Origin of the sequence: Sinomonas atrocyanea (assembly GCF_030811715.1) — a bacterium.
In the GTDB taxonomy this organism is placed as follows: Bacteria; Actinomycetota; Actinomycetes; order Actinomycetales; family Micrococcaceae; genus Sinomonas; species Sinomonas atrocyanea_A.
In genome coordinates, this window is the sequence record NZ_JAUSRH010000016.1 from 47,039 (window position 1) to 64,200 (window position 17,162).

The 17,162-nt window shown below is 71.3% G+C and carries 12 protein-coding genes and 1 tRNA gene; 3 read left to right on the forward strand and 10 right to left on the reverse strand.

What is annotated here, in order from left to right; genetic code table 11:
* Positions 1–100 precede the first annotated feature (100 nt).
* The 3 genes from J2W21_RS18270 to polA all read right to left on the reverse strand — a co-directional run bounded on the left by J2W21_RS18270 (position 101) and on the right by polA (position 5,308).
* Positions 101–973: a polysaccharide deacetylase family protein gene (locus tag J2W21_RS18270; protein ID WP_307115947.1), complete on the reverse strand. Its 873-nt coding sequence runs from the start codon at positions 971–973 to the stop codon at positions 101–103.
* Between the two features lie 152 nt (positions 974–1,125).
* Positions 1,126–2,454, reverse strand: coding sequence for a GNAT family N-acetyltransferase (locus J2W21_RS18275; protein ID WP_307115948.1), 1,329 nt, complete (start codon positions 2,452–2,454; stop codon positions 1,126–1,128).
* A gap of 70 nt (positions 2,455–2,524) precedes the next feature.
* Positions 2,525–5,308: a DNA polymerase I gene (gene polA / locus J2W21_RS18280; RefSeq protein ID WP_444965509.1), complete on the reverse strand. Its 2,784-nt coding sequence runs from the start codon at positions 5,306–5,308 to the stop codon at positions 2,525–2,527.
* Between polA and J2W21_RS18285 the strand changes: the two genes are divergently transcribed.
* Positions 5,307–5,867 (forward strand): hotdog fold thioesterase, encoded by a 561-nt coding sequence (locus J2W21_RS18285; RefSeq protein ID WP_307115949.1) that lies wholly within the window; start codon positions 5,307–5,309, stop codon positions 5,865–5,867. The two genes, polA and J2W21_RS18285, sit on opposite strands and share 2 nt — an antisense overlap.
* A 10-nt stretch (positions 5,868–5,877) precedes the next feature.
* Here J2W21_RS18285 and J2W21_RS18290 read toward each other — a convergent pair whose 3' ends face one another.
* Positions 5,878–6,417, reverse strand: a complete 540-nt coding sequence (locus J2W21_RS18290; RefSeq protein WP_307115950.1) for a dihydrofolate reductase family protein — start codon at positions 6,415–6,417, stop codon at positions 5,878–5,880.
* A gap of 89 nt (positions 6,418–6,506) precedes the next feature.
* Here J2W21_RS18290 and J2W21_RS18295 point away from each other — a divergent pair, with 89 nt between their 5' ends.
* On the forward strand, positions 6,507–6,866 hold the full coding sequence (locus J2W21_RS18295; protein WP_307115951.1) for a hypothetical protein: 360 nt from the start codon (positions 6,507–6,509) through the stop codon (positions 6,864–6,866).
* A 95-nt stretch (positions 6,867–6,961) separates the two neighbouring features.
* Here J2W21_RS18295 and J2W21_RS18300 read toward each other — a convergent pair whose 3' ends face one another.
* The 3 genes from J2W21_RS18300 to J2W21_RS18310 form a co-directional block, all read right to left on the reverse strand.
* Complete coding sequence (locus J2W21_RS18300) at positions 6,962–7,186, reverse strand: hypothetical protein (protein ID WP_307115952.1); 225 nt, start codon at positions 7,184–7,186, stop codon at positions 6,962–6,964.
* On the reverse strand, positions 7,183–8,376 hold the full coding sequence (locus tag J2W21_RS18305) for an inorganic phosphate transporter (RefSeq protein WP_307115953.1): 1,194 nt from the start codon (positions 8,374–8,376) through the stop codon (positions 7,183–7,185). Before J2W21_RS18305 ends, J2W21_RS18300 begins: the two co-directional genes overlap by 4 nt.
* Positions 8,377–8,539: 163 nt before the next feature.
* Positions 8,540–8,621, reverse strand: a tRNA-Leu gene (locus J2W21_RS18310).
* An 83-nt stretch (positions 8,622–8,704) separates the two neighbouring features.
* On the opposite strand from J2W21_RS18310, the gene J2W21_RS18315 reads away from it, so the two are divergent.
* The gene (locus J2W21_RS18315) at positions 8,705–9,331 is read left to right on the forward strand and encodes an ANTAR domain-containing response regulator (protein ID WP_307115954.1); all 627 of its coding nucleotides are present in this window, start codon (positions 8,705–8,707) and stop codon (positions 9,329–9,331) included.
* Positions 9,332–9,402: 71 nt separating this feature from the next.
* Here the strand turns inward: J2W21_RS18315 and pyk are convergent, their stop codons facing one another.
* The 3 genes from pyk to gltB form a co-directional block, all read right to left on the reverse strand.
* A complete protein-coding gene (gene pyk / locus J2W21_RS18320; RefSeq protein ID WP_307115955.1) occupies positions 9,403–10,911 on the reverse strand; it encodes a pyruvate kinase in 1,509 nt (502 codons plus the stop codon).
* A gap of 97 nt (positions 10,912–11,008) precedes the next feature.
* Positions 11,009–12,469 carry a glutamate synthase subunit beta gene (locus J2W21_RS18325; RefSeq protein ID WP_307115956.1) on the reverse strand — a complete coding sequence of 487 codons (1,461 nt, stop codon included), beginning with the start codon at positions 12,467–12,469 and terminating at the stop codon, positions 11,009–11,011.
* The gene (gene gltB / locus J2W21_RS18330; protein WP_307115957.1) at positions 12,462–17,081 is read right to left on the reverse strand and encodes a glutamate synthase large subunit; all 4,620 of its coding nucleotides are present in this window, start codon (positions 17,079–17,081) and stop codon (positions 12,462–12,464) included. The genes J2W21_RS18325 and gltB overlap by 8 nt, the downstream gene beginning before the upstream one ends.
* Between the last annotated feature and the right edge of the window lie 81 nt (positions 17,082–17,162).

Below are 17,162 nucleotides of genomic sequence, written 5' to 3' on the forward strand. Positions count from 1 at the left end.
CACTACGCGCCCCACCAGTCTAGTTGGCGGTCCCAACAGGGGTCAAAACGCCCCAGCGCGCGGCTGCCTTCGATTCCAGGGTCCGATTCCGGGGACAGCCCTATTCCCACGGCAGGCCAGCCCTCGAGAGGGTGGTGAAGGAGATCCCCATCCCGATGAGGCGCGGCAGCGCCGCCTCGTACCCCCGGGCCGTCCCCGCTCCCGGGTGGTTCATGTGGCTGATCACGATGTCCCCGGCGCGCGCCCTCCCGACCTCCGTGGCGACCTGCGCGGGCGAGAAGGTCGCCCCGCCGTCGCCGTTGACCGAGAAGTTGACCGGGACGAGGCCCACGGCACGGACCACATCCGCGGCCACGTCGTCGTAGTAGGCGGTGCCGGGCCGGTACCAGGGGCCGGGCGCCCGGGTGAGCCCCTCGAGGTGCGCCCTGTTGGACAGGATCTCCTGGTAGACGGCGGCGACAGAGGACGTGCCCGGGATGCCGTAGGCCGCCCGGCCCGTCACCGACAGCGGCCGGTGCGCCGTGCCGTGGTCCGCGAGCTCGAACAGGGGGTCGGCGGCCAGTTCGGCGGCCGCTCCGGGGTTCGCCGCGATCCAGCGGGAGTTGAGGAACAGGGTCGCGGGAACCCGGTACTTCCTCAGGGCCGCAATGAGCCGGGAATCGTACCCCGCGCCCCCTGGGCCTCCGCAGGCGTCGAAGGTGAGGGCGACAGATGCCACGGAACAGCGGGTCACGACGCCGGGCACCGCGAGTCCCCACATGGCCGGGACGCGTCCGGCAAACCTGCCCTCGATCTGCTCGAGCGCGGGGAGCGGCGGCCGCGCCGGGCCGGTGGGCCCCGGAGCTTCCGCGGCCCCGTGGGCCGGGGCCGGCCCGGGGCCCTTGGCGCCCGAGGAGAGGGACGCTGTCGGCGCGGCGCACGCCGCCAGTGCCAGTGCAGGCAGGGCGGTGAGCACACGTCGGCGCGCGAGCATTCAGGCTCCAGGGAGGAGGAACAGTGGGCGGGGTCCGCACCGGTCTTCGCCGTGACGTCCCGGGGGCAGGATACCGCGGCGAGCCCACGCCCGGGGGAACGCACGGTTGCAGGCAGGTGTCGCGCTGCCGCCCGCCAGCGACCCGTCGCCGCCTAGAAGTGCGTGAGGCAGTGGGCGGGGCGCTCGACCGCGAGCATCCGGGCCAGCTCCGCTGCGGCATCCGGCCGACCGGCCCCGACGCGGATGCGGCCCGCCTCGGCGAGCGTCACCGGGCTCACGCCGCCGACGTAGACCGACGAGAGCTCGGCGATGTCCATGATGAGGTCGTCCTGCCCGGGGTCGTCGGCGCCGACGCGGGAGACCCGGGCTGTGCCCGCCGAGGAGGAGAGGCGGTACCTGCCGTCCGTGAATCCGAGGGGATCGTGGACGCGGAGGACGAGCTCGCCGTCGTGCGCGGTCTTCCGGGCGGAGAGCGCGGCCTCGACGTCGAGGATCCGCAGCCAGAGCATGTCCCGCACCGAGCCGGTGCGGACCACGCGCGGGTCCTCGAGGGCCCACACGAGCGGGTCGTCCACCGGGGCATCCTCCCACTCGACGCGCTCGATCAGGTCGAGGGAGCCCAGGAAGTCCCAGAGCCCCAGGTAGGCCTCCGGGGTCGCCGCGACGAGGTCGCGCAGCGCCATGGTGGGCGGCTCCGTCTCCCAGCCGCGGAATGCGTAGGCCGCGTAGCCGTCGGGGATGCCCTGCTCGTCGAGGTGGACCGCGACCCGGACGGCCCGGTCCGGGCCGCCCGTCTCGTCATCCCACTGGCCCGCTGCGCGCAGGCGGTAGCGCTCCTGCCGGCCCAGCGAGCCGGGGATCGCCCGGTGCGCCCTGGCGAAGATCTCCGGGGCGAGGTCCAGCATCGCCGCCGGCTCGGCCGCGACCACGCGGCCGCGCACGGGCGCCGGGAGCCTGAACCGCGGCCCCGTCTCCACACTCACGCTCCGCTCGTGGGTCGCGACCCCGTAGCCGAAGCGCCGGTAGATCGAGGCCTCGGAGGCCGTCAGGGCGGCGACCGGCACACCGTCTGCCTTCGCGCGTGCCAGGTCCTCGGACATGAGCCTGCGGAGGAGCCCGCGGCGGCGGTGGTCCGTCCGGACGGTGACGGCCGTGACCATGTGGGCGGGGACGAGCACCCCGTGGCCCACATTGAGGGTCTTGCGGAACGTGGCAAAGGTGGCCACCGGGCCCGCAGAATCCAGCGCCGGGGCCGCGGCGGGCTCCGTCTCGTACGCCCCGGTCAGCTCCCGGTCGTCGGCCACCGACGACTCGGCGATCCGCGCCGTGAGCTCGTCCCGCCCGGGCTTCTGGTAGAAGCCGTAGTGCACGGCCTCGATCCACCGCTCCGTGTCCGCGTAGTCGGGCGACGACGCCGGCTGCGGCCGGAACCGCCGGATCTCGTAGTCGGTGCCCCGCAGCGTTCCTGTGTCGGCGCTCATTGCCCGCGTTCCCCCTCGTGTCAGTGCTGCCTCGCAGCAGTGTGCGGCGTCGTATCAGTGCGGCGTCAGGTCAGTGCCCGGCGTCGTTCCAGGTGCGGCCCACGCCGATCTGGACGTCGAGCGGCACGCTCAGCTCGGCGGCCGAGCCCATCTCGTGCTCGACGATGCCGCGCACGGCCTCCTCCTCCCCCGGCGCGACCTCGACGACGAGTTCGTCGTGGATCTGCAGGAGGAGGCGGGAGCCCAGGCCGCGCGAGCGCAGCCGCCCCTCGACGCCGATCATGGCGCGCTTGATGATGTCCGCCGCGGAGCCCTGGATCGGCGAGTTGAGTGCGATCCGCTCGGCGAGCTCGCGGTGCACCCGGTTGGTGCTCGTGAGGTCCGGAAGGTAGCGCCGCCGGCCGAAGATCGTCTGCGTGTACCCGTCCTGCCGGGCCTGCTCCACGACGCCCCGGAGGTAGTCGCGCACGGCCCCGAAGCGGTCGAAGTAGTCCTTCATGAGGGTGCGGGCCTCGTCCACGGAGATCTCGAGCTGCTTGGACAGCCCGAAGGAGGACAGCCCGTAGGCGAGCCCGTAGCTCATGGCCTTGACCTTCGAGCGCATCTCGCTCGTCACCTCGGCAGGGGCGACGTGGAAGATGCGCGAGCCGACGAAGCGGTGCAGGTCCTCGCCCTGCCGGTACGCCTCGATGAGGCCCTCGTCGCCGGACAGGTGCGCCATGATCCGCATCTCGATCTGCGAGTAGTCCGCCGACAGCAGGGACTCGTAGCCCTCGCCCGCGACGAAGACGTCGCGCACCCGCCGGCCCTCCTCCGAGCGGATCGGGATGTTCTGCAGGTTCGGGTTGTTCGAGGACAGGCGGCCGGTGGCGGCGATGGTCTGGGCATAGGTTGTGTGGATGCGGCCGTCGGCGGTGACCGCCTTCTTGAGGGTCTCGACCATCTGCCGCAGCTTGCTCGACTCGCGGTGGGCCATGAGCGCCTCGAGGAACGGGTGCCCCGTCTTGTCGAGGAGCTCCTTGAGGGACGCGGCATCCGTCGTGTAGCCGGTCTTGATCTTCTTCGTCTTGGGCAGCCCGAGCTCGTCGAAGAGCACCGTCTGCAGCTGCTTGGGCGAGCCGAGGTTGACCTCGTGGCCGATCGCCTCGTAGGCCGCGGCGGCCGCCTGCTCGCTCGCGGTGCCGAGCTCCTCCATGAGGGCATCGATCTGCTGCTGGTCCACGGTGATGCCGGCCCACTCCATGTCGAGCAGGACGCGCGAGAGCGGCAGCTCCATGTCCTGCAGCAGCCCGCTCGCCCCCACCTCCTCGAGTTTGGGGGCCAGGGCCTCGTGGAGGGCATGCACGACGGCGGCCTTCCGGGCGAGCGCCGCCGCGGCGGCTTCCGCTCCCTCGAGGTCGAGGGCGAGCTGCCCGCTGGACGGGGCGCCGGCCGCGAGCTCGATCCCGAGATGGTGCTGGGCCAGATCCCCGAGCGCGTAGGAGCGGCGGTCCGGCTCGGCGAGGTAGCCCGAGATCGACACATCGTCGACGACGCCCGCGAGCTCCGACCCGTGCCCGCGCAGCGCCTTCGCCGTCTCCTTGAACTCGGCCGTCGCCTTCGGCACCGAGGCGTCCGCGAGCCACGCGGCAAGGGGCGCCGGGATGCTGGCCACATCGTCCCCGAGCGGGACCACGACGGCGGCCGCCCCCGTCGCGAGGGCGAGGGCCTCGGCGCGCGGCCGGGGCCCGGCACCGTCGGTCCGGACCGCGACCGCGACGGGCTGTCCCCCCGCGCCCTCGGTGAGGCCCGTGAGCGCGGCGGCCAGCTCGGCGTCGTCCGCCGGAATGGTGTGGGCCGGCACGTGGAAGGCGTCCGGGGTCTCCTCGGGGCCCTCCGTGCCGAAGACGTCGTAGACCCGTGCCCGCAGCGCCTTGAACTCGAGCTCGTCGAAGAGCGCCTCCACGGCCGCGCGCTCGGGACGCGGGTCGGCGAGCTCGTCGAGGGCGAGCGGCAGCTCGAGGTCGGTCAGGAGCCGGTTGAGCTGCCGGTTGCGCCGCACGGCGTCGATGTTCGCCCTGAGGCTCTCCCCCGCCTTGCCCTTGATCTCCTCGGCGTGCTCGAGCACGCCCTCGAGGCCGCCGTACTGGGTGATCCACTTCGCGGCGGTCTTGGGGCCGACGCCGGGGACGCCGGGGAGGTTGTCCGCCGACTCGCCCACGAGGGCTGCGAGGTCGGGATAGCGCGCGGGCGGGACGAAGTACTTCTCCTCGATCGCCGCCGCGTCCATCCGCGGGATGTCGCTCACGCCCTTGCGCGGGTAGAGCACGGCCACGTGGTCGTCGACGAGCTGGAACGTGTCGCGGTCGCCGGAGACGAGGAGGACCTCGAAGCCCGCTGCCGTGCCCTGGGCGGCGAGGGTCGCGAGGATGTCGTCCGCCTCGTGGCCGGGCAGTTCCATCGTGCGCACCCCGAGGGCGCCCATGACCTTCTTGATGTACTCGATCTGGCCGGAGAACTCGGGCGGGGTGGCGTTGCGGCCGCCCTTGTACTCGCTGTAGATCGTCTTGCGCTGCGTGGTCTCGTCGCTGACGTCGAACGCGACGGCGACGTGCGTGGGCTTCTGGTCCCGCACGAGGTTGATGAGCATCGACGTGAAGCCGTGGACGGCGTTCGTGTGCTGGCCCGCGGCGTTGACGAAGCTGTCCGCCGGCAGCGCGAAGAAGGCGCGGAAAGCCATCGAGTGGCCGTCCAGGACCAGCAGCCGCCCCTGCCGTCCCGCCGGGGCCCCGGCTGCCGCCGTCGGGGCGGCCGTGGGTGCGGGTGGGGCGAGGGTTTTGCTGGTTTCAGTCACGGGTGCCAGCCTAGTGGGCATGCAGGACAATTTCACCGCGATGGGCGAGCGCCCCGGGACCGATCGGAACGACGGCGCGCAGGCGGAGCCCGAGGGCAATCCCGGGCCCGACGCCGCTGCCGAGCTCGAGGCCGCCGGCATCCCCGAACGGCTCCGCCCCTGGCTCGCAACCCGCGGGGTGGGCGCCCTCGTCATCAAGATGGGGATCGTCTTCGAGGAGCTCACGGCAGAGCGGGCGGTAGCCACCATGCCGGTCGAGGGAAACACCCAGATCGCCGGGATCCTGCACGGGGGCGCCCACGCGGTGCTGGCAGAGACGCTGGGCTCGTTCGCCGCCTCGCTGCACGCGGGCGAGGGCCGCCATGCCGTCGGGGTGGACCTCAACGCGACGCATCACCGCGCTGCCGCGCGCGGCAGGGTGCGGGGCACCTGCACCGCACTCCACCTCGGCCGCACGCTCGCGACGCATGAGATCGTCATCACCGACGAGGACGGCCGCCGGCTGTGCACCGCGCGCATCACGAACCTCCTGCGGGACGACCCGACGGGCCCAGCCGGGTCGGCCCGGGACCACGCCTAGAGCGGCCGCCTCAGGCCCGCGCGTAGCGCAGCTCGACGGTCCCCCCGCGTTCGGTCAGGCCCTCGAGCGTGAACCCGGCGGGGACGCCGAGCGGGACGCCGCCGAACAGGGGCACTCCCCCGCCGAGCGCCACCGGGACGATCGTGAGCACGATCCGGTCGATGAGCTCCGCCGCGAGGAACTCGCCGGCCAGCGAGCCCCCGCCGACGATGTAGACGTCCTTCTCGCCGGCGTCCCGGCGGAGCTCGTCCGCGAAGGTGCCAACGTCCCCGCGCACGAGGACCACGTCGGCGCCGTCGTCCGTGCCGAGCTCGTGGTGCGTGAACACCCAGCAGGGCACCGTGTACGGCCACGCGCCCGGCTGGTGCGCCCGGATCCACTCGTACGTCTCGCCGCCCATGGCCACGCAGCCGACCCCGGCCTCGAACGCCCTGTACGACTCCCCCAAGCCCTCGACGTCATTGAACCTCTCGAGCCAGTCGAGCCCGCCGTTGTCCTGGGCGATGTAGCCGTCGAGGCTGCTTCCCACGAAGTAGACGAAGTCAGACATGCCGCCCAGCCTAGCCACGGGCCCGCGGCTTTCCCAGAACCCGACGCGGCGCGTGGACGTGGCCCGCGGGCGGCGCTAGCGTCGGGACCATGGATGCCGAGAACCCGAACGCCAGCAGCCCGTCCGCCGACAGCGCCCCGCAGGAGGGCGGCTACGGCAGCCCCACCCCGGAGGAGGAGATGCCCCAGGCGGCCCAGACCGGGGGCGCCGCGCAGGGGGCGGCGCAGAACGTCGAAGAAGAGGGCACCGCGGGCAGGGAGTCCCAGGAGCAGGGCGGCACCGAGTCCCGCGAGCAGCCGCAGGGAGACCTCGCGGAGCCGGAGGAGGCCCCCTCCACGGACGCCGACCTCGACGAGGGCAACACCGAGGACCAGGGGAACCGCGAGTCGTTCTCCTCGGAGTCGGATGCAGACGCCTCCGGCCTCCCCGAGGGCGGCGACTCCGCCTGAGGCCTGGGCGCTGTCTGCCCACACCGCGGCTCCGGGGCGGCCCTCGCGCCCCGGAGCCATCGTGGAAGGACGGAACAGCCCTAGTGGGAACAGCCCTAGTGGAAGTACGGAATGACGAGGTACACGCCGTACAGCACCACGGCTCCGGCGAGCGCGTAGCTCACGCCCGATCCGGTCCGGAGCAGGGCCCGGACGCGCTGCCGCTCCGGGTCCCGCGCCTCACTCCCAAGCCGGATGGCGAGCGAGAAGAACAGCACGATGCTGCCTGCGCCGAGGATGGTCGCGACCGCGACCACGATGAAGGATCCCCAATTGATCACCGGGCTTCCCCCTTCTGACGGCGCTTGCGCTTGCGCGGGAACTCCACGGCGTCGCCCGCCTCCTCGACCTCGACGACGTTGTGGTGGCCCACGCGCTGGCGGTTGTTGAGGTAGAACATCCAGGCGATCGCGGCGATGCCGACCACGACGACCAGGATCACGCCGGGCGCGCCCAGCCCCATGAGCAGCGCGGCAGCGGCTCCGACCACGGCCGCGGCGGGGAGCGTCAGGACCCAGCCGAGGGCGATCCGGCCGGCGGTGCCCCACTTCACCGAGGTCCCCCTGCGCCCCAACCCGGAGCCGATGACCGCGCCGCTCGTCACCTGCGTCGTGGACAGCGCGAAGCCGAGGTGCGAGGAGGCCATGATGGCGGCGGCCGTGCTGGACTCGGACGAGAACCCCTGGGCCGGGCGCACCTCTGTCAGGCCGGTCCCGACCGTCCTGATGATGCGCCACCCGCCCGCGTAGGTCCCGATCGCAATGGCCGCGGCGCAGGCCACGATGACCCACGCCTGCGGTCCGGTCCCCGGCTTCTGGAGGCCGCCGGCGACGAGGACGAGCGTGAGGATACCCATGGTCTTCTGGGCGTCGTTGGTCCCGTGCGAGAGGGCGACCAGGCTCGAGGTGAAGACCTGTCCGATGCGGAAGCCGCCCCGGCCCTGCTTGAGCTTCTCGCCGGTCTCGCTGTCCCGCCGGGCCGTCACAGCGTAGGCGATGCGGGTGCACAGCCACGCCGAGGCGCCCGCGATCAGCGGCGCGGCGACGGCCGGGAGGATCACCTTGGAGAAAACGGTGCCGAAGTTCACGGAGTAGAGCCCGATGCCGACGACCGCGGCGCCGATGAGGCCGCCGAAGAGTGCGTGCGACGAGCTCGAGGGCAGGCCGCGCAGCCAGGTGAACATGTTCCACAGCACCGCGCCGATGAGGCCGGCGAAGATGATCTCCGGCGTGATGTGCACGCCGTCGGCGCCCTCGCGGATGAGGCCGCCCGAGATGGTCTTGGCCACCTCGGTGGACAGGAAGGCCCCCACGAGGTTCAGGACCGCCGCGAGCGCCACCGCCTTGCGCGGGGTGATCGCCCCGGTGGCAATGGGCGTCGCCATCGCATTGGCGGTGTCGTGGAAGCCGTTCGTGAAGTCGAAGAAGAGCGCCAGTACGATGACCAGCACGATCATGGTGGTGATGTCCACCCGTCGTCCCCTCAGGTTGTGGTGAGGCTGATGTGCGATTCCCCGGCCACCAGCTGTTCATCCGAAGTTCGGCACAGATCTGTTGACGGGCGGCGGGAATCGCTCCGGACCATCCTATACAGCGCCGGGCGCCCCGACTGTGCCGGGGCGCCCGGCGCCCGGGTGCCCGAGGTGGGACTCGAACCCACACACCTTCCGATACCGCATTTTGAGGGCGGCGCGTCTGCCAATTCCGCCACTCGGGCCCAGGGCCTCCCCATGGCCTGCCCGTCCACTGTACCCGGTAGGATCGGAGGCAGGAACATCCGTCTGCCCCCAAGGAGCCAGCGTGTCAGACAAGACCCCCCAGACGGCACCGGCCGCCGAGAAGGCGACCGCCGCAGCCCCTGCCCGCCGTGTCGTCGTGGCCGAGGATGAGACACTCATCCGCCTCGACATCATCGAGATCCTCCGCGGGGAGGGCTACGACGTGGTCGCCGAGGCCGACAACGGGGAGCGGGCCGTGGAGCTTGCTGAGGAGCTCAAGCCGGATCTCGTCCTCATGGACGTGAAGATGCCCGTCATGGACGGGATCACGGCGGCCGAGAAGATCGTGAAGGCCCGCATCGCCCCGGTGGTGCTCCTCACGGCATTCAGCCAGAAGGAGCTCGTCGAGCGCGCCAGGGACGCGGGCGCCATGGCGTACGTCGTCAAGCCGTTCACGCCCGCCGACCTCGTCCCGGCCCTCGAGATCGCGCTCTCGCGCCACGAGGAGATCAAGGCGCTCGAGTCCGAGGTCACCGACCTCAAGGAGCAGTTCGCCACCCGCAAGCTCGTGGAGCGGGCCAAGAGCCTGCTCATCACCAAGATGGGCCTGACCGAGCCCGAGGCCTTCCGGTGGATCCAGAAGACCTCGATGGACCGCCGGCTGAGCATGCGCGAGGTCTCGGAGACCATCATCAACCAGGTCAGCTGACTGGCGGCTGGAACAGCACGAGGGCGGCACCCGTTTCGGGTGCCGCCCTCGTGGCGTCTGGGGCGTAAGGCCTAGAGCTTCTCGCGGCGGGGCTCGGTGGGCAGCGGCCACGGGCCGACCTGCTCGCGCACCGGCGCCGGCGCTCCGTCGAAGGCCTGGCCGGCGTCGGCGACGTCTCCGACCTTGTGCACCCGGAGCATGTTGGTCGAGCCGGCGACTCCGGGCGGGGAGCCGGCCGCGACCACCACGATGTCGTTGAGCTCGGCGAGGTCCGCCCGGAGAAGGTACTCGTCCACCTGGGCGATCATCTGGTCCGTGTGCGCGGCGAAGTCGACCATGCGGGGCTGGATGCCCCAGCACAGGCTGAGGGTGTTCAGCGTCGAGGTCAGCGGCGTGAACGCGAAGACCGGCTTCTGCGGGCGCAGGCGGCTGAGGCGTCGGGCGGAGTCGCCGGTCTGCGTGAACGTGCAGATGTACTTTGCGTCCAGCTGGTCCGCGATCGCCACCGCGGCGCGCGTGATCGCACCGCCGCGCGTCTTGGGCTGCGAGCCCAGCGGGGGAACCCGCTCAAGGCCGTGCTCCTCGGTCGACTCGATGATCTTCGCCATCGTCTGGACGGTCTCGACCGGGTAGGCGCCCACGCTCGTCTCGCCCGAGAGCATGACCGCGTCGGCACCGTCGAGGACGGCGTTGGCGCAGTCCGAGGCCTCGGCCCGGGTCGGGCGCGGGTTCTCGATCATGGACTCGAGGACCTGGGTCGCGACGATGACGGGCTTGGCCCAGCGACGCGCCAGTTCGATCGCGCGCTTCTGCACGAGCGGGACCTGCTCGAGCGGCAGCTCGACGCCCAGGTCACCGCGGGCCACCATGATCGCATCGAACGCGTCGATGATCTCGTGCAGCTGCTCGACGGCCTGGGGCTTCTCGATCTTGGCGATGACCGGGACCCTTCGGCCCTCCTCGTCCATGATCGCGTGCACGCGCTCGACGTCGCGGGCGTCCCGCACGAACGAGAGCGCCACGAAGTCGACGCCCCGCTTGAGCGCCCAGCGCAGGTCGGTCTCGTCCTTCTCGCTCAGCGCCGGCACGTTCACGGCCACGCCGGGGAGGTTGATGCCCTTGTTGTTGGACACCGTCCCCCCGACCGTCACCTCCGTGACGACCTTGACGTCGTCGACCGCCGTGGCGCGCAGGGCGACCTTGCCGTCGTCGATCAGGAGGGCGTCGCCGACCTTCACATCCTCGGTCAGGCTCTTCAGGGTCGTCGAGCAGATGTCCTTGGTGCCCGGCACGTCCTCGGTGGTGATCGTGAAGACGTCGCCGACGGCCAGTTCGTGCGGCCCGTCGACGAAGCGGCCCAGGCGGATCTTGGGGCCCTGGAGGTCGGCCATGATGCCCACGGCCTTGCCGAGGTCCGCCGCGGCCTTGCGCACCGTCTCGTAGGTCTTGTCGTGCACCGAGTGGTCACCGTGGCTCATGTTCATGCGGGCCACGTCCACGCCTGCCCTGATCACGGCGACGGTGTTCTCGTAGCTGGAGATGGCCGGTCCGAACGTGGCCACGATCTTCGCGCGTCTCATATACCTACCCTAGGTCTTGTCCGGTGGACAGCGGTTGCTGGGGATGTGAACAGCTGGGGCGACGCGGGCTCCCGGCGCGGGGCCGGGAGCCCGCGCCTCACAGGACCGTGATGGCCCGGTCGGTCGGCGCGACGGGCGCCGGCAGGATGGTCGAGCCCATGAGGTGGCGGTCCACGGCGGCCGCCGCGGCGCGGCCCTCCGCGATCGCCCAGACGATGAGCGACTGGCCGCGGCCGGCGTCGCCCGCGACGAAGATGCCGGGCACCTCCGTCATGTAGTCGGCGTCGCGGGAGACGTTCCCGCGGTCGTCGAAGCCGGCCTGGACCTGCTCGGCGATGCCGGCCGGCTCCGCGCCGGTGAAGCCGAGCGCGAGGAAGACGAGGTCCGCGGGAATGATCCGCTCGGTGCCGGCCTTGGGCAGGCGGCGCCCGTCGACGTACTCGGTCTCGGCGACCTTGATGCCGGCGAGCCGGCCGTTCTCCCCCACGAACTCGACAGTCGAGGCGAGGTAGGTCCGCTCGCCGCCTTCCTCGTGGGCGGTGGCGACCTCGAAGAGAGTCGGGTACATCGGCCAGGGCTGGTGCGCGGGGCGTTCGGCCGGGGGCTGCTTGCCGATGGCGAGCGTGGTCACCGAGGCGGCCTGCTGGCGGTGGGCCGTGCCGATGCAGTCGGCGCCGGTGTCGCCGCCGCCGAGGATGACCACGTGCTTGCCGCGTGCGTCGATCTGGGCGGGGACGGTGTCGCCCGCGACCACCCGGTTGGACTGCACGAGGTAGTCCATCGCGTAGTGGACCCCGTCGAGGTGACGGCCGGGGATCGGCAGGTCGCGCGGGACGGTCGCGCCGGTCGCGATGACGACGGCGTCGTACCGCCTGCGCAGCTGGTCCCAGCTGACGTCCTTGCCCACCTCGACGCCCGTCCGGAAGCGGGTGCCTTCCGCCTGCATCTGGGCGAGGCGGCGGTCGATGACGTCCTTCTCCATCTTGAAGTCCGGGATGCCGTACCGCAGGAGGCCGCCGATGCGGTCGTCCCGCTCGTAGACCGCGACCGTGTGGCCGATGCGGGTGAGCTGCTGCGCGGCGGCGAGGCCCGCCGGCCCGGACCCGACGACCGCGACGGTCTTGCCCGTGAGGCGTGCCGGCGGAAGGGGCTCGACCCAGCCGGCGTCGAAGGCCTCCTCGGCGATCGAGACCTCGATCTGCTTGATCGTCACCGCGGGCTGGTTGATGCCGAGGACGCAGGCGCTCTCGCAGGGCGCGGGGCACAGCCGCCCCGTGAACTCGGGGAAGTTGTTCGTCGCGTGCAGCCGCTCCGAGGCGTCCTGGCCCTCGCCGCGGCGGGTGAGGTCGTTCCATTCGGGGATGAGGTTCCCGAGGGGGCACCCGTGGTGGCAGAACGGCACGCCGCAGTCCATGCAGCGCGCCGCCTGGCGGCGGAGGACGGTGCCCTCCTGGCGCGCCTCGTACACTTCCTTCCAGTCCATGATGCGGACCGGCACTGGGCGCCGCTGCTGCGTTTCACGCTGGCGCACTTTCATGAATCCGCGTGGGTCAGCCACCGGTCACCTCCAGGATGCGAGACCAAACTTCTTCGCCGTCCGGGTCCAGGCCCTCCTCGAGGGCGGACAGACGGGTCTGCAGCACCGCTGCATAGTCGCGCGGGAGGACCTTGGTGATCCTGGCCGCAGTGTCGTCGAAATTGTCGAGGAGCCGCTGGGCAAGGGCGGAGTCGGTCTCCTCGATGTGCTTGACGAGCAGGTTGCGCACGATGTCGCGGTCCTCGTCGTCGAGCTCGATCAGCTGCAGGTCCCCGGAATCCAGGGCCTGCTTGTTCACCCGGCTCGGCTTGAGGTCGAGCACGAAGGCGGTGCCGCCGGACATGCCGGCGCCGAAGTTCCGCCCGGTGCGTCCGAGGATGAGTGCCTGGCCTCCGGTCATGTACTCGCAGCCATGGTCGCCGATGCCCTCGACGACGGCCGTCGCGCCGGAGTTGCGCACGAGGAACCGCTCGCCGACCTGTCCGCGCAGGAACAGCTCGCCGCCCGTGGCGCCGTAGCCGATCACGTTGCCCGCGATCACGTTGTGCTCCGCGGGGAACACGTTGGTCCGGTCGGGGCGGACGATGATCCGGCCGCCCGAGAGGCCCTTGCCGACGTAGTCGTTCGAGTCGCCGAACAGGCGCAGCGTGATCCCGGCCGGCAGGAACGCGCCGAGCGACTGGCCCGCCGTGCCGGTGAGCGTGATGTCGATCGTGTCCGTGCCGAGCGTCTCGATGCCGAACGTCTTCGTCACGCGGTGGCCGAGCATGGTGCCGACCGACCGGTCGGTGTTCACCACGGGCAGGCTGATCTTCACCGGAGTCCGGTCCGAGAGCGCCTCGGCTGCGAGCTCGATGAGCCTCACGTCGAAGTGCTTCTCAAGCTCGTGGTTCTGGCCGGTCATGTTCCGCAGCGGCGCGTCCTCGTCGAAGTCGAGCCCGGCGAGGATCGGCGTCAGGTCGAGGCCCTCGGCCTTCCAGTGGTCGATCGCGTCCTTCGCCTCGAGGAACTCGGAGTGGCCGATGGCCTCCTCGATGGAGCGGAAGCCCAGGCGGGCGAGGATCTCGCGGATCTCCTCGGCGATGAACTCGAAGAAGTTGACCACGAACTCCGGCTTGCCGGTGAAGCGGGCGCGGAGCTCTGGGTTCTGGGTTGCCACGCCCACCGGGCAGGTGTCGAGGTGGCAGACGCGCATCATGATGCAGCCGGAGACGACCAGCGCGGTGGTCGCGAAGCCGAACTCCTCGGCGCCCAGGAGGGCGGCGATGACGACGTCGCGGCCGGTCTTGAGCTGCCCGTCGACCTGGACGACGACCCGGTCCCGCAGCCCGTTGAGCATGAGCGTCTGCTGGGTCTCGGCGAGGCCGAGCTCCCACGGGACGCCCGCGTGCTTGAGCGAGTTCAGCGGCGAGGCGCCGGTCCCGCCGTCGTGCCCGGAGACGAGCACGACGTCGGCCTTCGCCTTCGTCACACCCGCGGCCACCGTGCCGATGCCCACCTCGGAGACGAGCTTGACGTGGACGCGGGCGCTCGGGTTGGCACGCTTGCAGTCGTAGATGAGCTGGGCAAGGTCCTCGATCGAGTAGATGTCGTGGTGCGGGGGCGGCGAGATGAGGGCCACGCCCGGGGTCGAGTGGCGCGTGCGAGCCACCCACGGGTAGACCTTCTGGGCCATGAGCTGGCCGCCCTCGCCGGGCTTGGCTCCCTGGGCCATCTTGATCTGGATGTCGTCGGCGTTGGTCAGGTAGAGGCTCGTCACGCCGAACCGGCCCGACGCGACCTGCTTGATGGCCGAGCGGCGCTCGGGGTCGAGCAGCCGGTCGACGTCCTCGCCGCCCTCGCCGGTGTTGGACTTGCCGCCGAGGCGGTTCATCGCGATCGCCAGCGTCTCGTGGGCCTCCTTGGAGATCGAGCCGTAGCTCATCGCCCCGGTGGAGAAGCGCTTGACGATCGAGGAGACCGGCTCGACCTCCTCGATCGGCACCGCCGGGCGCAGGCCCTCCTTGAACCGCATGAGGCCGCGGAGGGTCATGAGGTTGCGCGACTGGTCGTCGATCCCCTCGGTGTACGCCTTGAACACGTCGTAGCGGCGCTCACGGGTGGAGTGCTGGAGCCGGAACACGGTCTCGGGGTTGAACAGGTGCGGCTCGCCGTCGCGGCGCCACTGGTACTCGCCGCCGCCCAGGAGAGGCCGGTGCGGCTGCTCGATGCCGGAGGGCGGGTAGGCCATCTCGTGGCGCGCCGCGACCTCTGCCGCGATCACGTCGAGGCCGACGCCGCCCAGCTGGCTGTGGGTGCCCGCGAAGAACTCGTCGACGAGGTCCTGCGACAGGCCGAGCGCCTCGAACGTCTGGGCGCCGCAGTAGGAGGCGACCGTCGAGATGCCCATCTTGGACATGATCTTCAGGACGCCCTTGCCGAGGCCCTTGATGAGGTTGTAGACGCCGTCCTCGGCGCTCACGCCCGGGAGCTCGCCGCAGCGGATGAGCTCTTCGACGCTCTCCATCGCGAGGTAGGGGTTGACCGCCGAGGCGCCGTAGCCGAGGAGGACCGCGACGTGGTGGACCTCGCGGACGTCGCCGGCCTCGACCACGAGGGCCGTCTTGGTGCGGTTGGCGCTGCGGAGCAGGTGGTGGTGGACCGCGGAGAGGAGCAGGAGCGACGGGATCGGGGCCCACTGCGCGTTGGAGTCGCGGTCGGAGAGGACCACGTACTGCACGCCGCGGTTGATCGCGCCGGAGACCTGCTCGCAGATCTCGGTGAGGCGGGCGCGCAGCGCGGCCTCGCCGCCGTCGGGCCGGTACAGCCCGCGGATCTTGATCGCGATGCGGTCGCCCGCGTTCTCTCCGGTCTCGGAGACCATGTTCGCGATCTTCGCGAGCTGGTCGTTGTTGATCACGGGGAAGGGCAGGACGACCTGCCGCTCCTTGACGCGGCCGGTGCCCAAGAGGTTGCCGTTGGGTCCGATGGCCCCGTTGAGGCTCGTCACGAGTTCCTCGCGGATCGCGTCCAGCGGCGGGTTCGTCACCTGGGCGAACGACTGCACGAAGTAGTCGAAGAGGAGGCGGGGGCGCTTGGACAGGACGGCGACGGGGGTGTCGGTGCCCATCGCGCCGATCGGCTCGGCGCCGGTGCGGGCCATCGGCCCGACGAGGATGCGCAGCTCCTCCTGCGTGTAGCCGAAGGTGCGCTGCCGCACGTTGACCGACTGCGGAGTGTGGACCACGTGCTCGCGCTCGGGGAGCTCGTCGAGGCGGATGACGTTGCCCTTGAGCCACTCGGCCCACGGGTTGGTGCCCGCGATCTCGGCCTTGACCTCTTCGTCGTCGATGATGCGGCCGGCCTCCGTGTCGACCACGAACATCTTGCCCGGCGAGACGCGGCCCTTCTTGACCACGTTGGCGGGCTCGACGTCGACCACGCCGACTTCCGAGGCGAAGACCACGAGGCCGTCCTCGGTGACCCAGTAGCGGCACGGGCGCAGGCCGTTGCGGTCGAGGGTGGCGCCTACCAGGGTGCCGTCGGTGAAGGACACCGCGGCGGGGCCGTCCCACGGCTCCATGAGGAGCGAGTGGTACTCGTAGAAGGCGCGGCGGGCGGGATCCATCGAGACGTGGTTCTCCCACGCCTCGGGGATCATCATCATGATCGAGTGGGTGATCGGCCGGCCGGAGAGCCACAGGAGCTCCGCCACCTCGTCGAACGAGGCCGAGTCGGAGGCGCCCGGCGTGCAGATCGGGAACAGTTCCTCGGGCACGTCGCCGAGCAGCGGGCTGCTCAGCTGGGACTGGCGCGCGCGCATCCAGTTCCGGTTGCCCTTGACGGTGTTGATCTCGCCGTTGTGCGCGATCGTGCGGAAGGGCTGGGCGAGCGGCCAGGACGGGAAGGTGTTCGTGGAGAACCGCGAGTGCACGATCGCGAGCTTGGTCGTGAAGCGCTGGTCGGACAGATCCGGGTAGAACGGCTCGAGCTGGGCCGTGGTGAGCATGCCCTTGTACACGATGGTGCGCGAGGACAGCGAGGGGAAGTACACGCCGTACTTGTTCTGGGCCCGCTTGCGGATGCGCCAGGCCCGGGCGTCGAGGTCGTTGCGGGCGAGCTCTTCGCCCGAGGCGGAGGCGAGGAACGGCTGCTCGAAGCGCGGCATGCACGCACGCGCCATCGCGCCGACCAGCTCGCCGACCACCGGGACGCTGCGCCAGCCGAGGACGGTGAGGCCCTCCGCCTCCGCGAGCGACTCGATGCCCGCGCGGGCAGTGCCCGCCTCGCGGTCCTCGGTGGGGAGGAAGGCGATGCCGACGGCGTACTGGCCCGGGGCCGGAAGCTCGAAGTCGACGACGGCGCGGAAGAACTCGTCGGGGATCTGGCTCAGGAGGCCTGCGCCGTCGCCGGTGCCCTCGTCGGCTCCGACGGCGCCGCGGTGCTCGAGCGCGCGCAGGGCGTGGAGGGCGGCGTCGACAATGTCATGGCCGGCCTCGCCGCGCAGCGTCGCGACGATCGCGAGGCCGCAGGCGTCCTTCTCGGCATCGGCGCTGTAGAGGCCCGCGGAGGGCGGCATCGAGGCGAAGCGTTCGAAGGGCGAGAGCACACTCTCGGACTCCTGCGCTGCGGCGCCGTGGGTCGGGTGAGTCATGACGTAACGTCCTTCCTCCTGGTCGATTCGCGACAGGGGACAACGTTGGCCCCGCAATGCTGGCCGCGGTGAGGGCACAGC

Bases quoted from the DNA above. Each gene is read 5' to 3' on its own strand.
- J2W21_RS18290 (WP_307115950.1), bottom strand. From the start codon at position 6,417: ATGTCTGACTTCGTCTACTTCGTGGGAAGCAGCCTCGACGGCTACATC.
- J2W21_RS18270 (WP_307115947.1), bottom strand. From the start codon at position 973: ATGCTCGCGCGCCGACGTGTGCTCACCGCCCTGCCTGCACTGGCACTG.
- gltB (WP_307115957.1), bottom strand. From the start codon at position 17,081: ATGACTCACCCGACCCACGGCGCCGCAGCGCAGGAGTCCGAGAGTGTG.
- J2W21_RS18295 (WP_307115951.1), top strand. From the start codon at position 6,507: ATGGATGCCGAGAACCCGAACGCCAGCAGCCCGTCCGCCGACAGCGCC.
- polA (WP_444965509.1), bottom strand. From the start codon at position 5,308: ATGCCCACTAGGCTGGCACCCGTGACTGAAACCAGCAAAACCCTCGCC.
- pyk (WP_307115955.1), bottom strand. From the start codon at position 10,911: ATGAGACGCGCGAAGATCGTGGCCACGTTCGGACCGGCCATCTCCAGC.
- J2W21_RS18275 (WP_307115948.1), bottom strand. From the start codon at position 2,454: ATGAGCGCCGACACAGGAACGCTGCGGGGCACCGACTACGAGATCCGG.
- J2W21_RS18285 (WP_307115949.1), top strand. From the start codon at position 5,307: ATGCAGGACAATTTCACCGCGATGGGCGAGCGCCCCGGGACCGATCGG.